Source organism: Variovorax sp. FW301-JW7 (assembly GCF_058788795.1).
The window spans coordinates 130,035-145,074 of the sequence record NZ_JBYTBC010000005.1; the positions used below are offsets into that span (position 1 = coordinate 130,035).

The 15,040-nt window shown below is 70.1% G+C and carries 10 protein-coding genes; 9 read left to right on the forward strand and 1 reads right to left on the reverse strand.

Features of this window, described 5'->3' with window-relative positions:
* Window positions 1-55: 55 nt before the first annotated feature.
* On the reverse strand, window positions 56-2,794 hold the full coding sequence (locus tag AC3WQM_RS15740; RefSeq protein WP_062478179.1) for a winged helix-turn-helix domain-containing protein: 2,739 nt from the start codon (window positions 2,792-2,794) through the stop codon (window positions 56-58).
* A 138-nt stretch (window positions 2,795-2,932) separates the two neighbouring features.
* On the opposite strand from AC3WQM_RS15740, the gene AC3WQM_RS15745 reads away from it, so the two are divergent.
* From AC3WQM_RS15745 to AC3WQM_RS15785, 9 genes are all read left to right on the forward strand, one after another.
* On the forward strand, window positions 2,933-4,141 hold the full coding sequence (locus AC3WQM_RS15745; protein ID WP_492679972.1) for an acetyl-CoA C-acetyltransferase: 1,209 nt from the start codon (window positions 2,933-2,935) through the stop codon (window positions 4,139-4,141).
* Window positions 4,142-4,170: 29 nt separating this feature from the next.
* On the forward strand, window positions 4,171-5,580 hold the full coding sequence (locus tag AC3WQM_RS15750) for an enoyl-CoA hydratase-related protein (RefSeq protein ID WP_492679974.1): 1,410 nt from the start codon (window positions 4,171-4,173) through the stop codon (window positions 5,578-5,580).
* Entirely contained in the window at window positions 5,577-6,404 is an 828-nt protein-coding gene (locus tag AC3WQM_RS15755) for an acyl-CoA thioesterase (RefSeq protein WP_492679976.1), read from the forward strand. The genes AC3WQM_RS15750 and AC3WQM_RS15755 overlap by 4 nt, the downstream gene beginning before the upstream one ends.
* The gene (locus AC3WQM_RS15760; protein ID WP_487850234.1) at window positions 6,401-6,817 is read left to right on the forward strand and encodes an EthD domain-containing protein; all 417 of its coding nucleotides are present in this window, start codon (window positions 6,401-6,403) and stop codon (window positions 6,815-6,817) included. Before AC3WQM_RS15755 ends, AC3WQM_RS15760 begins: the two co-directional genes overlap by 4 nt.
* An 89-nt stretch (window positions 6,818-6,906) precedes the next feature.
* A complete protein-coding gene (gene fadB / locus AC3WQM_RS15765; RefSeq protein WP_492679978.1) occupies window positions 6,907-9,057 on the forward strand; it encodes a fatty acid oxidation complex subunit alpha FadB in 2,151 nt (716 codons plus the stop codon).
* A gap of 63 nt (window positions 9,058-9,120) precedes the next feature.
* Window positions 9,121-9,903 carry an SDR family NAD(P)-dependent oxidoreductase gene (locus AC3WQM_RS15770; protein ID WP_062478161.1) on the forward strand — a complete coding sequence of 261 codons (783 nt, stop codon included), beginning with the start codon at window positions 9,121-9,123 and terminating at the stop codon, window positions 9,901-9,903.
* Between the two features lie 106 nt (window positions 9,904-10,009).
* The gene (locus tag AC3WQM_RS15775) at window positions 10,010-10,543 is read left to right on the forward strand and encodes a hypothetical protein (RefSeq protein WP_492679980.1); all 534 of its coding nucleotides are present in this window, start codon (window positions 10,010-10,012) and stop codon (window positions 10,541-10,543) included.
* An 11-nt stretch (window positions 10,544-10,554) separates the two neighbouring features.
* The gene (locus AC3WQM_RS15780) at window positions 10,555-11,400 is read left to right on the forward strand and encodes an N-acetylmuramoyl-L-alanine amidase (protein ID WP_492679982.1); all 846 of its coding nucleotides are present in this window, start codon (window positions 10,555-10,557) and stop codon (window positions 11,398-11,400) included.
* Window positions 11,401-11,433: 33 nt separating this feature from the next.
* The coding region (locus AC3WQM_RS15785; RefSeq protein WP_492679984.1) for a patatin-like phospholipase family protein at window positions 11,434-15,040 on the forward strand (3,607 nt) is incomplete at its 3' end.

Consider the following 15,040-nt stretch of genomic DNA (forward strand, 5'->3'; position numbering starts at 1 on the left):
GCGAGGGTTGGGGCCCGTCTGCCATGTGTCGGCGGGCGGGCCCTTTTTTTTCGGGCTAGCGGATCACGCCCAGCTTGCGCGCAATCGCCACCGCCTCCGTGCGCCGCTTCGCACCCAGCTTCATGTGGATGTTGCGCAGGTGCGTGCGCACCGTGCTTTCGGACACGAACAGCTTCTCGCCCATGGCGTTGTTCGAGTAGCCCTCGGCCAGGAGCTGCAGCACGCGGATCTCCTTGCGCGTGAGCGGCTCCTTGGTGGCGTCGCCCGAGGGCGCCTCGGCGTCGATCGGCGAGGGCGGCGGGCCCAGCACCTGCAGCAGCCGCTGCAGGTAGTCGGCCAGGATCGGGTCGCTGCGCAGCACGGGCGCCACGGCGCCGGCCTCTTGCTGCATCGCGGCGGCATAGCGGTGCACCAGCGTGCCCACGGCCGGGCCTTCGTCGAGGATCAGCCGCACAAAGCCTTCCTGGCTCGCGGCCTGCAGCACGGCGCCGATTTCTTCGATGGCGGTGGCGAGGTCGCCCGCGCGCTGCAGTGCCAGCGCGCGCAACACGCGCAGCTTGAGCGCGCGGCGGTTGCGGTTGGCGGCCACGGCGGCGTGCAGTTCGGCGTCGAGCACGGTGAGGGCCGCGCGCGCGTCGCCGAAGGCGATGTCCCACCGCGCCCGCGCGAGCGCGAGGTAGTCGAGGTCGTGCGCGGGCAGGCGCTGGCGGCGCTCGCGCTCCCACAGCTCGGGGTCGTCGGCGCGCTGCAGCTCGTCGCGCGAGGCGGGGCCGTTGCCCTGCAGCAGCAGCATGTGGGCGCGCTCCAGCTTGGCGCCCGCCACCACGCGCGGCAGCTGGCGGTGGTGGCCCAGGTATTCGAGTTCGGTCAGGGCCTGGAACGCGGCGTCGATGTCGCCCGCGTGAAAAGCGATGCGCGAGCGCATGACGTGGCTCAGGATCATGTGGTCGGGCAGGCCCACGTCGCGCGCCAGCGGCAGGTACACGTTCAGCAGGTGCTCGGCCTGCACCAGCTGGTTGGTCTCGTACACGGCGCCCGCGTACAGCACGCCGGCCCAGGCGTTGCCGTGGCTGTGGTTGTACGACACGGCATGCGTGGAGTCGACCGCCATGCGCAGCCGCGCGGTGGCCTGGCGCAGCCGGCCTTCGGTGAGGTCAAACAGGCCCGCGAGCGACTCGGTGTACATGCGGTTGAAGGTGCTGTTGCCCTGCTCGCGCCGCGCGGCCTCGAGCAGGCGCTGCGCTTCGCGCTGGTCGCCGCGCACGGCGAGGATGTGGGCCATGGCGTTGAGCAGCACGCCCTCGGCAAAGGCGAGGCCGGTGGGCAGGCGTGCGAGGCTTTCGCGGCCGGCCTCGTAGGCGGCATCGTGCTGGTCTTCCATCGCCAGCAGCAGCGGAATGAGCGTGTGGGCGTTGGCGCGCACCTCGGGAATGGGGCTGTCGAGGCAGCCCGACTGTTCGAGCAGCCGCATGGCGTCCCACGGGCCGTGCGTGAAGCAGGTGGCCCACAGCGCGATGAGCTGCAGGAACGGATGCTCGCGCAGCTGATGTTCAGGGATGGCCGAGAACCAGCGCGCCAGCATGCGCATGCGACCCTGCTCGAGGAACTGCTCGGCGTAGCTGTCGAGCAGCGTGAGCGCGTGCGGATGGTCGCCGCCTTCGATGGCATGGTCGATGGCGGGCACGGGCCGGCCGTGCGACTCGTACCAGCCCGAGGCCGCCAGGTGCAGCCGCGCGAGCTCGCCGGGCCGCTCGCGCGCCAGCTGTGCGCGCAGGAAGTCGGCAAAGAGGCTGTGGTAGCGCCACGCGCGCACCTCGCCGCCGGCATCGCCGCTCACGGGCGTGAGGAACAGGTTGGCGGCGGCCAGTTGCTCGAGGATGACGGCGCTGTCGCCGCGCGGGTTGAGCGCCTGGCACACCGAGGCGTCGAGCTGGCGCAGGATGCTGGTGCGCAGCAGGAAGTCGTGGATCTCGGGCGGCTGGTGCGCGAGCACGTCCTCGGCCAGGTAGTCGGCCACGGCGCGGTCGGACCCCGAGAAGCGTTCGATGAAGCCGGTCTCGATGCCGTGCCGCTCCAGCGCCATCGACGCCAGCCAGATGGCCGCCACCCAGCCTTCGGTCTTGCGGTGCAGCTGCGAGAGCAGGTCGGCCGGCAGCGCCTGCGGCGGCTGCGCGGCGGCATGCGGCGCATGGGCCTGGCGCAGACCGATGAAGGCGCTGGTTTCTTCCAGCGAGAAGCGCAGGCGGTCGGTGTCGATCTCGATGAGCTGGCCGCGCGCGCGCAGCCGGCCCAGCCCCAGGTCGGGCAGGCTGCGCGAGCCGATCACGATCTGCCCGCGCCGCGGCAGGTGCTCCACCAGCTCGCGCACGAGGCCCAGCACGGCGGGCTCCTGCACCACCTCGAAGTCGTCCAGGAACAGCGTGAAGGGCGAGTCGTGCGCGGCCAGCGCGGCCACGGCGTCGAAGGGCGCGTGGCTTGCGGGCTCGTCCACGCCGATGCGCTGCACGGCCTCGGCCAGGCAGTTGAGAAAGCGCGACACGTCGTTGTCGGCGCGGTCGAGCGTGAGCCATGCGGTGGCGATGCCCTGCGCGTCCATGCGCTCGCGGATCTGCGCCATGGCGGTGGTCTTGCCGAAGCCGGCGGGCGCGCGCACCAGCACGAGCTTGACGGTCGCGGCGGCGATCTCTTCGCTGATGGCGGTGCGTGGCACCTGCGTGGCCACGAAGGCCGGCGGGTTCAGCTTGGTCTCGAGAATCCGGAGCGAAGAAGGGGGAACGGGGGCTGGAGCAGGCATCGCGAAGGGGGAGTGAGTGCCTGGAAATTCCGTCGCTTCCGACGATTCCGGCCACCGATTCTGCTTCCTAAACTGGCCGCAGACAAACTGAATTCCCCTGCATCCGGTGGCCTTGCGCACCCGGGCGGCGCCCTGCCCATGACCGACGACGTTTTCATCTACGACCACGTGCGCACGCCGCGCGGCAAGGGCCGCGCCGACGGTGCGCTGCACCCCATCACGCCGGTGCAGCTGGCCACCCAGGTGCTGCAGGCGCTGCGCGAACGCCACGCGCTCGACCCCGCGCAGATCGAGGACGTGGGCCTGGGCGTGGTGATGCCCGTGGGCGAGCAGGGCGCCGACATCGCGCGCGTCGCGCTGCTGTCGGCCGGCTACGGCGACAGCGTGGTGGGCTTCCAGCTCAACCGCTTCTGCACCTCGGCACTCGACACGCTGAAGATGGGCTTCGGCCTCGTGGCCTCGGGCCAGGCCGACGCGGTGATCGGCGGCGGCGTGGAGTCGATGTCGCGCGTGACCATCGGCAGCGACGGCGGCGCGGTCTACACCGACCCCGCCGTGGGCCAGCGCTACCCCTACATCCCCAACGGCGTGGCGGCCGACCTCATGGCCATGCTCGACGGCGTGGACCGCGAGGCGGTCGATGCCTACGCCATGGAAAGCCAGCGCCGCGCCGCCGTGGCGCAGGCCGAGGGCCGCTTCGACCGCTCGCTCGTGCCCGTGCGCGACCGGCTCGGCCGCACCGTGCTCGCGAAGGACGAGGCCAACCGCCCCGGCACCACGATGGCCGACCTGGCCAAGCTCAAGCCCGCCTTCGCGGGCGTGGCCGCGCAGGGCTACGAAGCCATCCTGCTGCAGCGCTACCCGCAGCTCTCGCACATCGCGCCGATCCACACCGGCGGCAATTCGAGCGGCATCGTCGACGGCGCCTGCGCGGTGCTGCTGGGCAACCGCGACTACGGCACGCGCAACGGATTGAAGCCGCGCGCGCGCATCGTCGGCAGCGCCTCGTGCGCCGACGAGCCGCTGCTGAGCCTGGGCGGCCCCATGCCCGCCACCGAGCGCCTGCTGGCGCGCTGCGGCCTGAGCATCGGCGACATCGACCTGTTCGAGGTCAACGAAGCCTTCTCGGTGGTGCCGATGCGCTATGCGCGGCATTTCGACATCGACCCCGCGCGCATCAACGTGAACGGCGGCGCCATCGCGCTGGGCCACCCGCTGGGCGCGACCGGCGCGATCCTCACGGGCACGCTGCTCGACGAGCTGGAACGGCGCGACGCGCGGCTGGGCCTGGTCACGCTGTGCGCCGCGGCGGGGCAATCGACCGCGCTGGTGATCGAGCGCGTCTGAGCAGCACGTCTTCTCTTTCCTTTTTTTCTATGCCTTCCCACATCCGATTCGAGGTCGATGCCGACGGCGTCGCGCTCCTCACCCTCGACGTGCCCGAGCGGCCGATGAACGTGTTCACGCCCGGCTTCACGGCCGACCTGCGCGAGGCCGTGGCGCAGATCGCGCAGCGCGCCGACGTGCGCGGCGCGGTCATCACCTCGGGCAAGGCCAGCGGCTTCATGGCCGGGGCCGACCTCAAGGACCTCGTGGGCTTCCATGCCACGGGCGGCGGCGCGGCCGAGGCCATCGAGGCGATCGCACCCGGCGGGCGTGCGCTGCGCGAGCTGGAGCGCTGCGGCAAGCCCGTGGCGGTGGCCATCAACGGCGTGGCGCTGGGCGGCGGCTTCGAACTCGCACTGGCCTGCCATCACCGCGTGCTGCTCGACGAAGCGCGCGCGGTGGTCGGGCTGCCCGAGGTCACGGTCGGCCTGCTGCCCGTGGGCGGCGGCACGCAGCGGCTGCCGCGCCTCATCGGCATTGCGCGCGCACTGCCGCTGCTGCTGTCGGGCCGGCATGTGGTGCCGGCCGAGGCGCTGGCGCTGGGCATGGTCGATGCGCTCGCGCCGGCCGACCAGCTCGTGGCCGTGGCCCGTCGCTGGGTGCTCGACCACCCCGACGCCGGCCAGCAGCCGTGGGACGTGAAGGGCTTCCAGGTGCCGGGCGGCGCAGGCGCGCTGGCACCGCATGCGGGCGCCAGCTTCGGCGCCACGCTGGCGCAGGTGCGGCGCGACACGCACGACCAGCTGCCGGCGCCGCTGGCCATCCTGTCGGCCGTGTACGAAGGCACGCAGCTGCCGATGGACGCGGGCCTGGCGGTCGAGGCGCAGTGCTTCGGCCCTCTGCTGGCCGGCCCGGTGGCGCGCAACCTGATGCGCACGCTGTTCGTGAACCGGGGTGCGGCGCTGCGGCGCAAGGGCGACCTCAGCGCGATCAGCACCGCGTATGTCGAACGTCTGCGGCAGCTGTACCGAAGTGAAGGCCAAGCGCTGCTGTCGGAAGGCGTGTCGCCCGCGTTGATTGCGAATGCCGCGCGGCAGGCCGGACTGGCCGAAGGCCCGCTGACCGCTGAAGCCACCGCGACACAGACCGCCACACCGCAGCCCGACGCCCGCGCCGTCGGCGAACGCCTGCTGTCCCTGCTCGCGCTCGAAGCGGCGCGCTGCCTCGAAGAAGGCGTGCTGAAGCAGCCAGTCGAAGCCGACCTCGGCGCCGTGCTCGCATTGGGCTACCCCGACTGGACCGGCGGCACGCTCTCGTACATCGAGACCGTCGGCCTCGCGGCTTTCGTCGCGCGTTGCGATGCACTCGCACAGCGCCACGGCGAGCGCTTCAAGCCCACGGCCGCGTTGCGCGAGCGCGCGCGGTCGAACAGCTTGTTCTATTCGGAGCACGCCGCGTGAGCGCAGGCCGCGCGCAAGCGCTGCAGTCGCTCGTCGCGCAGCTGCAGCTCGAACAGCTCGAGAAGAACCTGTTTCGCGGCACCAGCACCGACATCGGCGCGCCCGCCGTCTTCGGCGGCCAGGTGCTCGGGCAGGCGCTGATGGCGGCGGCCCGCACGGTCGACGGGCATGCGGCGCATTCGCTGCACGGCTACTTCCTGCGCGCGGGCGACAAGGCCGCGCCCATCGTCTACGACGTGGACCGCATCCGCGACGGCGCGAGCTTCACGACGCGGCGCGTGGTCGCCATCCAGCACGGCGAGCCGATCTTCCACATGTCGGCCTCGTTCCACCGGCGCGAGGCGGGCGTGTCGCACCAGTGCGCCATGCCCGAGGCGCCGCCGCCCGAAGACCTCACGCCGCGCGCCGGTCCGCGCGTGCGCGTCGAAGGACCGATCGAGTTCCGCTACGTCGATCCGCGCGACCCCGTCACGGCCGGCCCGCGCCCGCCGCACAGCCAGCTCTGGCTGCGCACCGCCGACGCGCTGCCCGACGATCCGCTGCTGCACCAGGCCATGCTGGCCTACGCCTCCGACTACAGCTTCATGGGCGTGGCGATGCAGCCGCACGGCCTCGCGTTCCAGCAACCGGGCGTGCAGGGCGTGAGCCTGGACCACGCGATGTGGTTCCACCGCGACTTCCGCTGCGACGACTGGCTGCTGTACGACGCCGATTCGCCCTCGGCCGAACATGCGCGGGGCTTCTGTCGCGGTGCGCTGTTCGACCGCGCCGGCCGGCTCGTGGCCTCGGTCGCGCAGGAAGGGCTGATCCGGGTGCGCCGATGATCAAGCTCGTGTTCTGCCTGCGGCGCTTGCCGCACCTGGACCGCGCCCAGTTCCAGCACCACTGGCGAAATGTGCACGCACCGCTCGTCGCCGAGCGCGCCGAGGTGCTGGGCCTGCGGCGCTACGTGCAGTCGCACACGCTCGACGATGCGCTGGTGCAGCCGCTGGCCGTGCCGCGCGGCAGCCCCGCGCCCTTCGACGGCGTGGCCGAGCTGTGGTGGGACAGCCTCGAGGCGCGCACCGGCGCGCGGCGCGAGGAGGCCCGCCGCGCGAGCGCCGAGCTGCTCGCGGACGAGCGCCGCTTCATCGACCTGGCCGCCTCACCGATCTTCTTCACCGACGAGTTCGCCGTGGTCGGCGACCCCGCCGCCGAGGCGGTGCGCGACTACCTGCAGGCGCGCGGCCGCCTGTAATCGTCGCTTCGGACGATGCCTGCGCGCAGGGCGCGTCCCTAAACTTTTTCCCACAGGCTGGCGCGTCGCCGGCCGCGAGGAGACCCCCTTTGTTCCAAGGCGAAAGTATCGAAGTCCTGCCGCTGCAGGACGGTCTGGTGGAGCTGCGCTTCGACCGGCGCGGCGAGGCCATCAACAAGCTCGACGCGCGCACCGTCGACGAGTTCCGCCAGGCCACCGAGCGCATCGCGGCCTCGCCCGATGTGCGCGGCGTGCTGGTGACGAGCGCGAAAGACGTGTTCATCGTCGGCGCCGACATCACCGAGTTCGGCGCCACCTTCCAGCAGGCCGAGGCCGACATCGCGCGCGGCGTGCGCGCCAGCAACGAGCTGTTCAACGCCTTCGAGGACCTGGCCGTGCCCAGCGTGGTCGCCATCAACGGCTTCGCGCTCGGCGGCGGGCTGGAGCTGGCGATGCTTGCGCCGCTGCGCGTGATGGCCGACACGGCCCAGGTCGGCGTGCCCGAAGTGAAGCTGGGCCTGTTCCCCGGCTTCGGCGGCACGGTGCGGTTGTCGCGCCTGGCGGGCCTGGCCACGGCCATCGACTGGGTGGCGAGCGGCAAGCCGGCCAAGGCGCCGGCCGCGCTGGCCGCGGGCGTGACCGACGAGGTCGCCGCGCCCGAGGCCCTGCGCGAACGTGCGCTCGCGCTGCTGCACCGCGCGGTGCGCGGCGAGATCGACTGGCAGGCCGCGCAGCAACGCAAGCGCGCGCCGCTGGCGCTGTCGAAGCAAGAGGCCGGTGCGCTGGTCGAGACTGCGCGCACGCAGGTGGCGGCGCGCAGCGGCAAGCACCAGCCCGCCGCCCTCATCGCGCTCGAGATGATGGCCGAGGCCGCAGGCCGCGACCGCGCGGGTGCGCTCGACCTCGAGTCGGCCGCCTTCGGCCGCGTCGCCAAGACGCAGGCCGCCGCCTCGCTGGTGCAGGCCTTTCTCAACGACCAGGCGCTCAAGAAGCTCTACAAGCGCCACGCGCGCGAAGGCCGTCCGGTGAAGCAGGCGGCCGTGCTCGGCGCCGGCATCATGGGCGGCGGCATCGCCTACACCAGCGCGCTGCGCGGCACGCCGGTGCGCATGAAGGACATCGCGCAGCCGCAGCTCGACCTGGGCATGGCCGAGGCCGGCAAGCAGCTCGCCAAGCAGGTGAAGAACGGCCGGCTCGCGCAGGCGAAGGCCGATGCCATCCAGGCGTCGATCGTGCCGCAGCTCGACGAGGCCGGCTTCGACAGCGTGGACTGCGTGGTCGAGGCCGTGGTCGAAAACCTCGAGGTCAAGCGCAAGGTGCTCGCGGCGTTGGAAGGCAGCGTGAAGCCCGGCACCGTGATCGCCTCGAACACCTCGAGCCTGCGCATCGACGACATCGCCCAGCCGCTCGCGCGGCCCGAGGACTTTGTCGGCATGCACTTCTTCAACCCCGTGCCGGTGATGCAGCTGGTGGAAGTGATCCAGGGCGCGAAGACGCGCGACGCCGCCGTGTCCACCGCCGTGGGCTATGCCGTGGCCATGGGCAAGACGCCCATCGTGGTGAAGGACTGCCCGGGCTTCCTGGTCAACCGCATCCTCACGCCGTACATCAACGCCTTCGTGCAGCTGGTGGCCGACGGCGCCGACTTCGAGGCGGTCGATCGCGCGATGGAAGCCTTCGGCTGGCCCATGGGCCCGGCCTACCTGCAGGACGTGGTGGGCATGGACGTGGGCGCGCACGTGGGCGACGTGATCGCCGCGGGCTACCCGCAGCGCATGCCGGCCCTCGAACGCAACGCCGTGAAGCTGATGGTGGCGAACAAGCGCTACGGCCAGAAGAACGGTGCGGGCTTCTACCGCTACGAGAACGACCCCACGGGCCGCCCTCGCAAGTCGGCCGCGCCCGAGGCGCATGCGCTGGTCGCCACGCTGCAGCCGCAGGGGCGGCGCGACTTCGCGGACGCGGAGATCGTCGAACGCATGATGCTGCCGATGGTGGTCGAAGCCGCGCACGCGCTCGAAGACGGCGTGGTCGCCACGCCGGCCGAGCTCGACATGGCGCTGCTGCTCGGCGTGGGCTTTCCGGCCTATGCGGGCGGCGCGCTCAAGTACGCCGATTGGCTGGGGCTGGACCGCGTGGTCGCGCTGTGCGACAAACATGCAGCGCTCGGCGCGCCGTATGTGCCCACGGCGCGCATGCGCGAGATGGCGGCGCGCAAGTTGCGCTACTACCCGGTCTGAGCGGCAGGCGCTTTCGGTTTTCTTTCTTTCTTCCTTTCTCTCTCTATCCAAGGACAACAAGAGATGCAACTCGATTCCAGCATTGCCGCCGTCGTCACGGGCGGCGCTTCGGGCCTCGGGGCCGCCACCGCGCGCCGCCTGGCCAGCCACGGCGTGAAGGTCGCGCTGTTCGACCTCAACGTGGAGCAGGGCGAGGCCCTGGCCAAGGAACTGGGCGGCGTGTTCTGCAAGGTCGATGTCACGTCGGAAGAGCAGGTCGACGCGGCCTTCGCCAAGGCCCGCGCCGCGCACGGCCAGGAGCGCGTGCTGGTCAACTGCGCCGGCACCGGCAATGCGGTGAAGACCGCGAGCCGCGACAAGGCTTCGGGCGAGATCAAGCACTTTCCGCTCGCCAACTTCGACCGCATCATCCAGATCAACCTCGTGGGCACCTTCCGCTGCATTGCCAAGTCGGCGGCCGGCATGCTCACGCTCGATGCGCTGGAGGACGGCGAGCGCGGCGCCATCGTCAACACCGCCTCGGTCGCGGCACAAGACGGCCAGATGGGCCAGGCTGCCTACACCGCCTCGAAGGCCGGCGTGGTCGGCATGACGCTGCCCATCGCGCGCGACCTCATGGGCGAGGGCATCCGCGTGAACACCATCCTGCCGGGCATCTTCAACACGCCGCTGCTGCAGGGCGCGCCCGACAACGTGAAGGCCGCGCTGGCCGCCTCGGTGCCCTTCCCCAAGCGCCTGGGCAACCCCGCCGAGTACGCGACGCTGGCCGAGCTGATGATCACCAACGGGTATTTCAACGGCGAGAGCGTGCGGCTGGACGGCGCGATCCGCATGGCGCCGCGCTGATGGCGAACGGGTGAGCGGCGCGGCTTCGGCGGCGCCCTCACCCAAACGGGGGATGCGCGGGCGGGCGCCATTGGGTTGAATTCACAGCCCAATGGAGGGATTCGCCATGGCCTATTCGGTTTCGCAGTGGACGGGCGCTGTCTTGCTGGGCGCGCTCGTCGGCGCCATCGGGCAGCTTGTTCGATCGATCTCCGGCATCGCCCGACGCAACCGGGAGCGAGCGACCGCCGAGGTCGAGGCCTTCAAGGTGTCGACGTTGGTGGTGGGCCTCGTGATCGGTGGTGTGGCGGGCGCCGCCGCCGCCCTGGCCATGATGGGATCGCTGTACCCGGTGGACCCGACCAAGGGCGTGGAGATTTCCACCATCCTGGGCATTGCGGCAGCGGGCTACACCGGCGCCGATTTCATCGAGGGGGTGGCGGGCAAGTTCATGCCGGGAGCCTCGGAGCCGGCAGGCGCATCGCCGCCGACATCCGCCGCGGCCACCGAGCGACTCACCAGCGCGGCAGGCACCGTTGCCACTGCAGGCGCCGCGCTGACGGCCGCTGCCACCGGCTTGGCGGCTGGCGTGGCTGCAAGCTCGACTCCCTGGAGCGACACGCGCACAGCGCTCGCCAGTGACGAGCCGGCCCTCGGCTGAAGGGGGACGCCATGTTGAACATCGCGAACGACCTGTTGAGCGGCGAGATCCAGGGCCAGCCCGTCGGCGCCGCGTCCAGCCCCAACCACGGCGGCGCCATTGCGCCCAAGCTGCTGGTGTTTCACTACACGGCCTGCAACTTTGCGGCGGCCAAGGCCACGTTTCTGTCGACGACCGGAAGCAACCGGGTCTCGGCGCACCTGCTGGTGGACACCGACGGCGCCGTGACTCAGTTTGTGCCCTTCAACCGGCGCGCCTGGCACGCCGGCGAAAGCAGTTGGGGCGACCTGCACGACATCAACACCCATTCGATCGGCATCGAGGTCGTCAACTTCGGCTATTTGCTCAAGATGGCCTCGGGTGCGTTCCGGCTCGGCAACGGCAAGCCGCTGCCTTTCGATCCAGACGAGGTCGTCGAAGCGCGACACAAGAACGCCAGGCTGCCCTATCGGTATTGGCAGGCCTACACCCCGGCCCAGGTCGAGACCTGCGAGCAGCTGGCGGTGCTGCTGACCCAGCGCTACGGCCTGAGCGACGTGGTGGGGCACGACGACATCGCCCCCGATCGCAAACAGGACCCGGGTCCCGCCTTTCCGTTGCTCGGCATTCGCGGCAAGGCACTGGGGCGAGACGTTGCGAATGACAGCGACGAGGTGCGGTATGTGGGCGTGAAGCGCCTCAACCTGCGCCAGGGCCCCGGCGTTGGCCACGCGCTTGCAGGGGAACCCCTGGTGATGCATTCCAAGCTCGTCGTGCAGGCGCGCGAGGGCGGATGGATTCGCGTGGACGTGGCGTCCGCATCGGGTGCGCGCGCAGGATGGGTGCTGGCGGAGTACACACAGGCCGCCGCGATGTAGCCGACGCCGCATCGGGCGCAGGAGGAGAGAGCCATGAGCAAGATCGACGAGCAGGTGGAGCAGCGCCGCGCGGCCCTGGGCGATCCCGCGCTCACCGGCTCAGACCGCAAGTGGGGTCTGGCGCTGTCCGGCGGCGGCATTCGCAGCGCCACCTTCTGCCTCGGTGTTTTGAGCGCGCTCGCGCGGCGCGGCACGCTGCTGCGTTTCGACCTGATGTCCTCGGTATCGGGTGGTGGCTACGCCGCCTCGATGCTCGGGCGACTCTTCAGCCGCGCGCAGAAGCGCGCGGATCTCGACCGCATCCAGGACGAAGTGGGCAAGGCGGGGGCGAGCTGGTTCATCTGGTGGCTGCGTGCGAACGGTCGCTACCTGATTCCGCGCGGGCCACTCGACCGGACCTTTGCCGTGGCGCTGTACGTGCGCAACCTGATCGGCGTGCACGTGGAACTGGCGCTGGTGTCCGTGCTGGCGGGACTCGCGTTGGCCGGGGCGAATCTGCTGGTCTGGTGGTGCATGGCGGAGGTGGGGTACCTGCCCGGGATTGCAGGTTACTTTCCGTGGCTGGCCAAGTGGCTGCCGTCGTGGGCCTCGGTGGTCTGGCTGGGGCTGCCGGTGGTCGGGGTGTTTGTGCTGGTCCATGCATCGGCCTACTGGGCGGTGCCTTGGGTGAAAACCACGCGCGAAGACGGCAAATTCTGGAGGAACTGCCTGGGCGTGCTGGTCGCGAGTGCACTGCTGCTCGGGGTGGCCTGGAGCTTCGGCAATCTCCGTAGCGAAGCTGGCGAGGACCTTCGCCAATTTCTCTGGGGCGGCTGCGCTGTGTTGGTCGCTGTCTGGTTCCTCGGCGTGCGGGTGGCGCATGGCGTGCTGACGGAGTGCGAGGACTCGGGGTCGCCTTCGTTGCAGTCCGACGAGGCGCGTAATCAGCTGACGGAAAAGCTCGCCGGCAGTTTCCGCGTCCTGGTGATCGTGCTGATCGTCGGGTTGGCCGACCGGCTGGCGTGGCATGTGGCGTTCCAGCAGATGGGGCTGGCGAGCGCGGGTCTTTATCTCGCAATGGCGGCGGCGGTGCTGCGAACGGTGTTGCCGCTTGCATCGAGCCTGGTGCCGGGGCGGCCGACATCGAAGAGCCTGCTGGCCATTGCGCATCTGCTTGGGTATGTGCTGGCCTTCCTGCTGTTTGCCTGGTGGGTGTCGCTGGTCTACAAGGCCGTGCTGGGTGGGCTCTTCGTGCCGACCGCTGACCTGGACTTTTGCGATGCCTGGCTCATCTGGGCGCTGTTGCTGGTGCCAGTGGTGGGCTATCTCTGGGTCACGGGAAAGACACCGGAATTCCTGAACCTGTCGTCGCTGCATGCCTTCTATCGGGCACGGTTGACCCGCAGCTACCTGGGAGCGGCCAACGCGCAACGCTTCAACGGAACCGTGGCGCACGGCCCGCTGGGCGCGCTGGACCCCGTGCCGGCCGTGCTGTCGCGCACGCTGAACACGGCGCCGGTCGACGCGATCGTCCCCGACGACGACGTGTCTCTTGCGAACTACCGGCCACAGGCCCTCGGAGGGCCGGTTCACCTGCTCAATGTGTGCCTCAACCAGACGAAGGACCCAAGGGGGCAACTCTTCAACCAGGACCGCCGCGGCCTGTTGGTGACCGTCGCATCGGGCGGCTTCATGCGGGTGGCGCAGGAGAACTGGAAGGCGCTCGACCGCAGCGACGAGCCGATGACGCTCGGCAGCTGGATGGCGGTGTCGGGTGCCGCCGTGGCACCGGGCCTGGGCAAGCTCACGCGCGGCGGCGTGGCGGCGCTGCTCGTGTTTGCGGGCGTGCGGCTGGGTTACTGGTGGCGCCAGCCACCACCGCCGAAGGAAGAAGAGGAGGAGAAAAAAAGCAAGTTCAAGAAGGATAGAAAGAGGAGGCGCTGGCCGGTCTTCCTCACCAAGTCCCTGGGCCTGATGCGCGAGACGCTGGCAATCTTCGAGGGCAGGCAAGGCCGTGACTGGTTCATGACGGACGGCGGCCATTTCGAGAACACCGGCGCCTATGCACTGCTCGCGGAGCGTGCAGAGGTCATCGTCGTGGCGGACTGCGGGGCCGACCCCGACTACACCTTCGGCGATATCGAGAACCTGGTGCGCAAGGCGCGCATCGACCTGCAGGCCGAGATCGAGTTCCTGCGGCCCCGGCGCGCACTGCCAGACGAGATCCCGCGCGGACTGGCATTGGAGCCCGAGGGCTTCTATGGCGCGTTGCACGCATTCGGTTCGCTGCAGGAACTGGCCTCCAACGCGAGCAACGCCTGCCTGGCGGTGGCCCGTGTCACGTATGCCGACAGAGAAGAAGCCGTGGAGGGTGAACCACCGCGAGCGCGGGAGCGCGCCATCCTGCTGATCGTCAAACCGAACATGTGCAAGGGTCTGCCGATCGATCTGCAGAACTTCAAACGCGCGGCACCGACCTTTCCGCAGGAGACCACCGCCGACCAGTTCTTCTCGGAGGCGCAGTGGGAGAGCTACTTCCGGCTCGGCCAGGTCCTGGCGCAGGACCTGAGTCCGGCGTTCATCGAAGCCCTGTGCCAGGATTGCGTCAAGGACGCGCCGGCGCATTTTGTTCTCGACGACTGCGCGGTGGCGCTGTCGGGCGCTGTGCTGAATGGCGAGGAAAAAGCGACGCGCGGGCGCCTCATCGGCAGCGTGGGGGCCACCGCTGTGGGGGCGTCGATCGGGTTGGGGGCGGCGGCGACGCTGGGGGTTTCGGCGTGGCAGGCGATCGATACCGTGAAAGTCGCTGGCGCCAGCCGCGTGCAGCGGGAACGCCAGGCATTGGACGAGTTGACCGACCTCTGGATCAAGCTGCCACCCTCCGACGTCCGGGGCGAGCAGTCGAAAAAGGTCTCTCCTGAACTCGATGCGCTGGCGGCCGAACTCCTGAAAACCGCGGACACGTTGTGTCCGGCTGGCGAGGCTGGCTGGTTCGGGCATTCCATGCTCGCCGTGCGCATCCATTCGGATGCAGTCAGCGCGTGCAGCAAGGCCTTGCCGTATGCGTTCAGCCGCGGCTGCAAGGGGCTTGTGGAGTCATACAACCCGGAGGCACAGAGTCCGCTGGCGGCCTGCCTCAACCCGCGGAAGGAGACGCGCAGCAAAGAGCCACTTCCGCGCTATTGGGGCTACGACTATTCGGCCGTGGCACCGATCGATGGCATGCATCCTTGCAGCTCCATTCGAAAGGACTCCCTGAGCGCTCGCCGAAAGTACCAGGAAACCTACGACCGGGAGGCGCTGCCCCCCGAGGGCAACGCGGGCAAGGACGGTCGTGCCACGCAACGCGCATGCCCTCCAGATGCGCGAGAGAAGCTTGTAGAGGAGCGCGCTGCGAACTTGCCAAAAGAAGCGCCACCCGCACCCGCACCTGCAAAGGCACCAGCGCCTGCAGCGGCACCCGCAAAGGCAGCAGCGCCTACTGCGGCACTGGTGCCTACAAAGGCCCCCGCACCACCAGCCCCCGCACCAGCCCCCGCACCAGCACCAGCCCCCGCACCAGCACCAGCACCCGCACCAGCACCAGCACCAGCACCAGCACCAGCACCAGCACCAGCACCAGCACCAGCACCAGCACCAGCACCAGCACCAGCACCAGTAC

What these genes read in the sequence shown, in the direction of transcription:
- AC3WQM_RS15740 (WP_062478179.1), bottom strand. Translation starts at nt 2,794, where the DNA reads ATGCCTGCTCCAGCCCCCGTTCCCCCTTCTTCGCTCCGGATTCTCGAG.
- AC3WQM_RS15745 (WP_492679972.1), top strand. Translation starts at nt 2,933, where the DNA reads ATGACCGACGACGTTTTCATCTACGACCACGTGCGCACGCCGCGCGGC.
- AC3WQM_RS15750 (WP_492679974.1), top strand. Translation starts at nt 4,171, where the DNA reads ATGCCTTCCCACATCCGATTCGAGGTCGATGCCGACGGCGTCGCGCTC.
- AC3WQM_RS15760 (WP_487850234.1), top strand. Translation starts at nt 6,401, where the DNA reads ATGATCAAGCTCGTGTTCTGCCTGCGGCGCTTGCCGCACCTGGACCGC.
- AC3WQM_RS15770 (WP_062478161.1), top strand. Translation starts at nt 9,121, where the DNA reads ATGCAACTCGATTCCAGCATTGCCGCCGTCGTCACGGGCGGCGCTTCG.
- AC3WQM_RS15775 (WP_492679980.1), top strand. Translation starts at nt 10,010, where the DNA reads ATGGCCTATTCGGTTTCGCAGTGGACGGGCGCTGTCTTGCTGGGCGCG.
- AC3WQM_RS15780 (WP_492679982.1), top strand. Translation starts at nt 10,555, where the DNA reads ATGTTGAACATCGCGAACGACCTGTTGAGCGGCGAGATCCAGGGCCAG.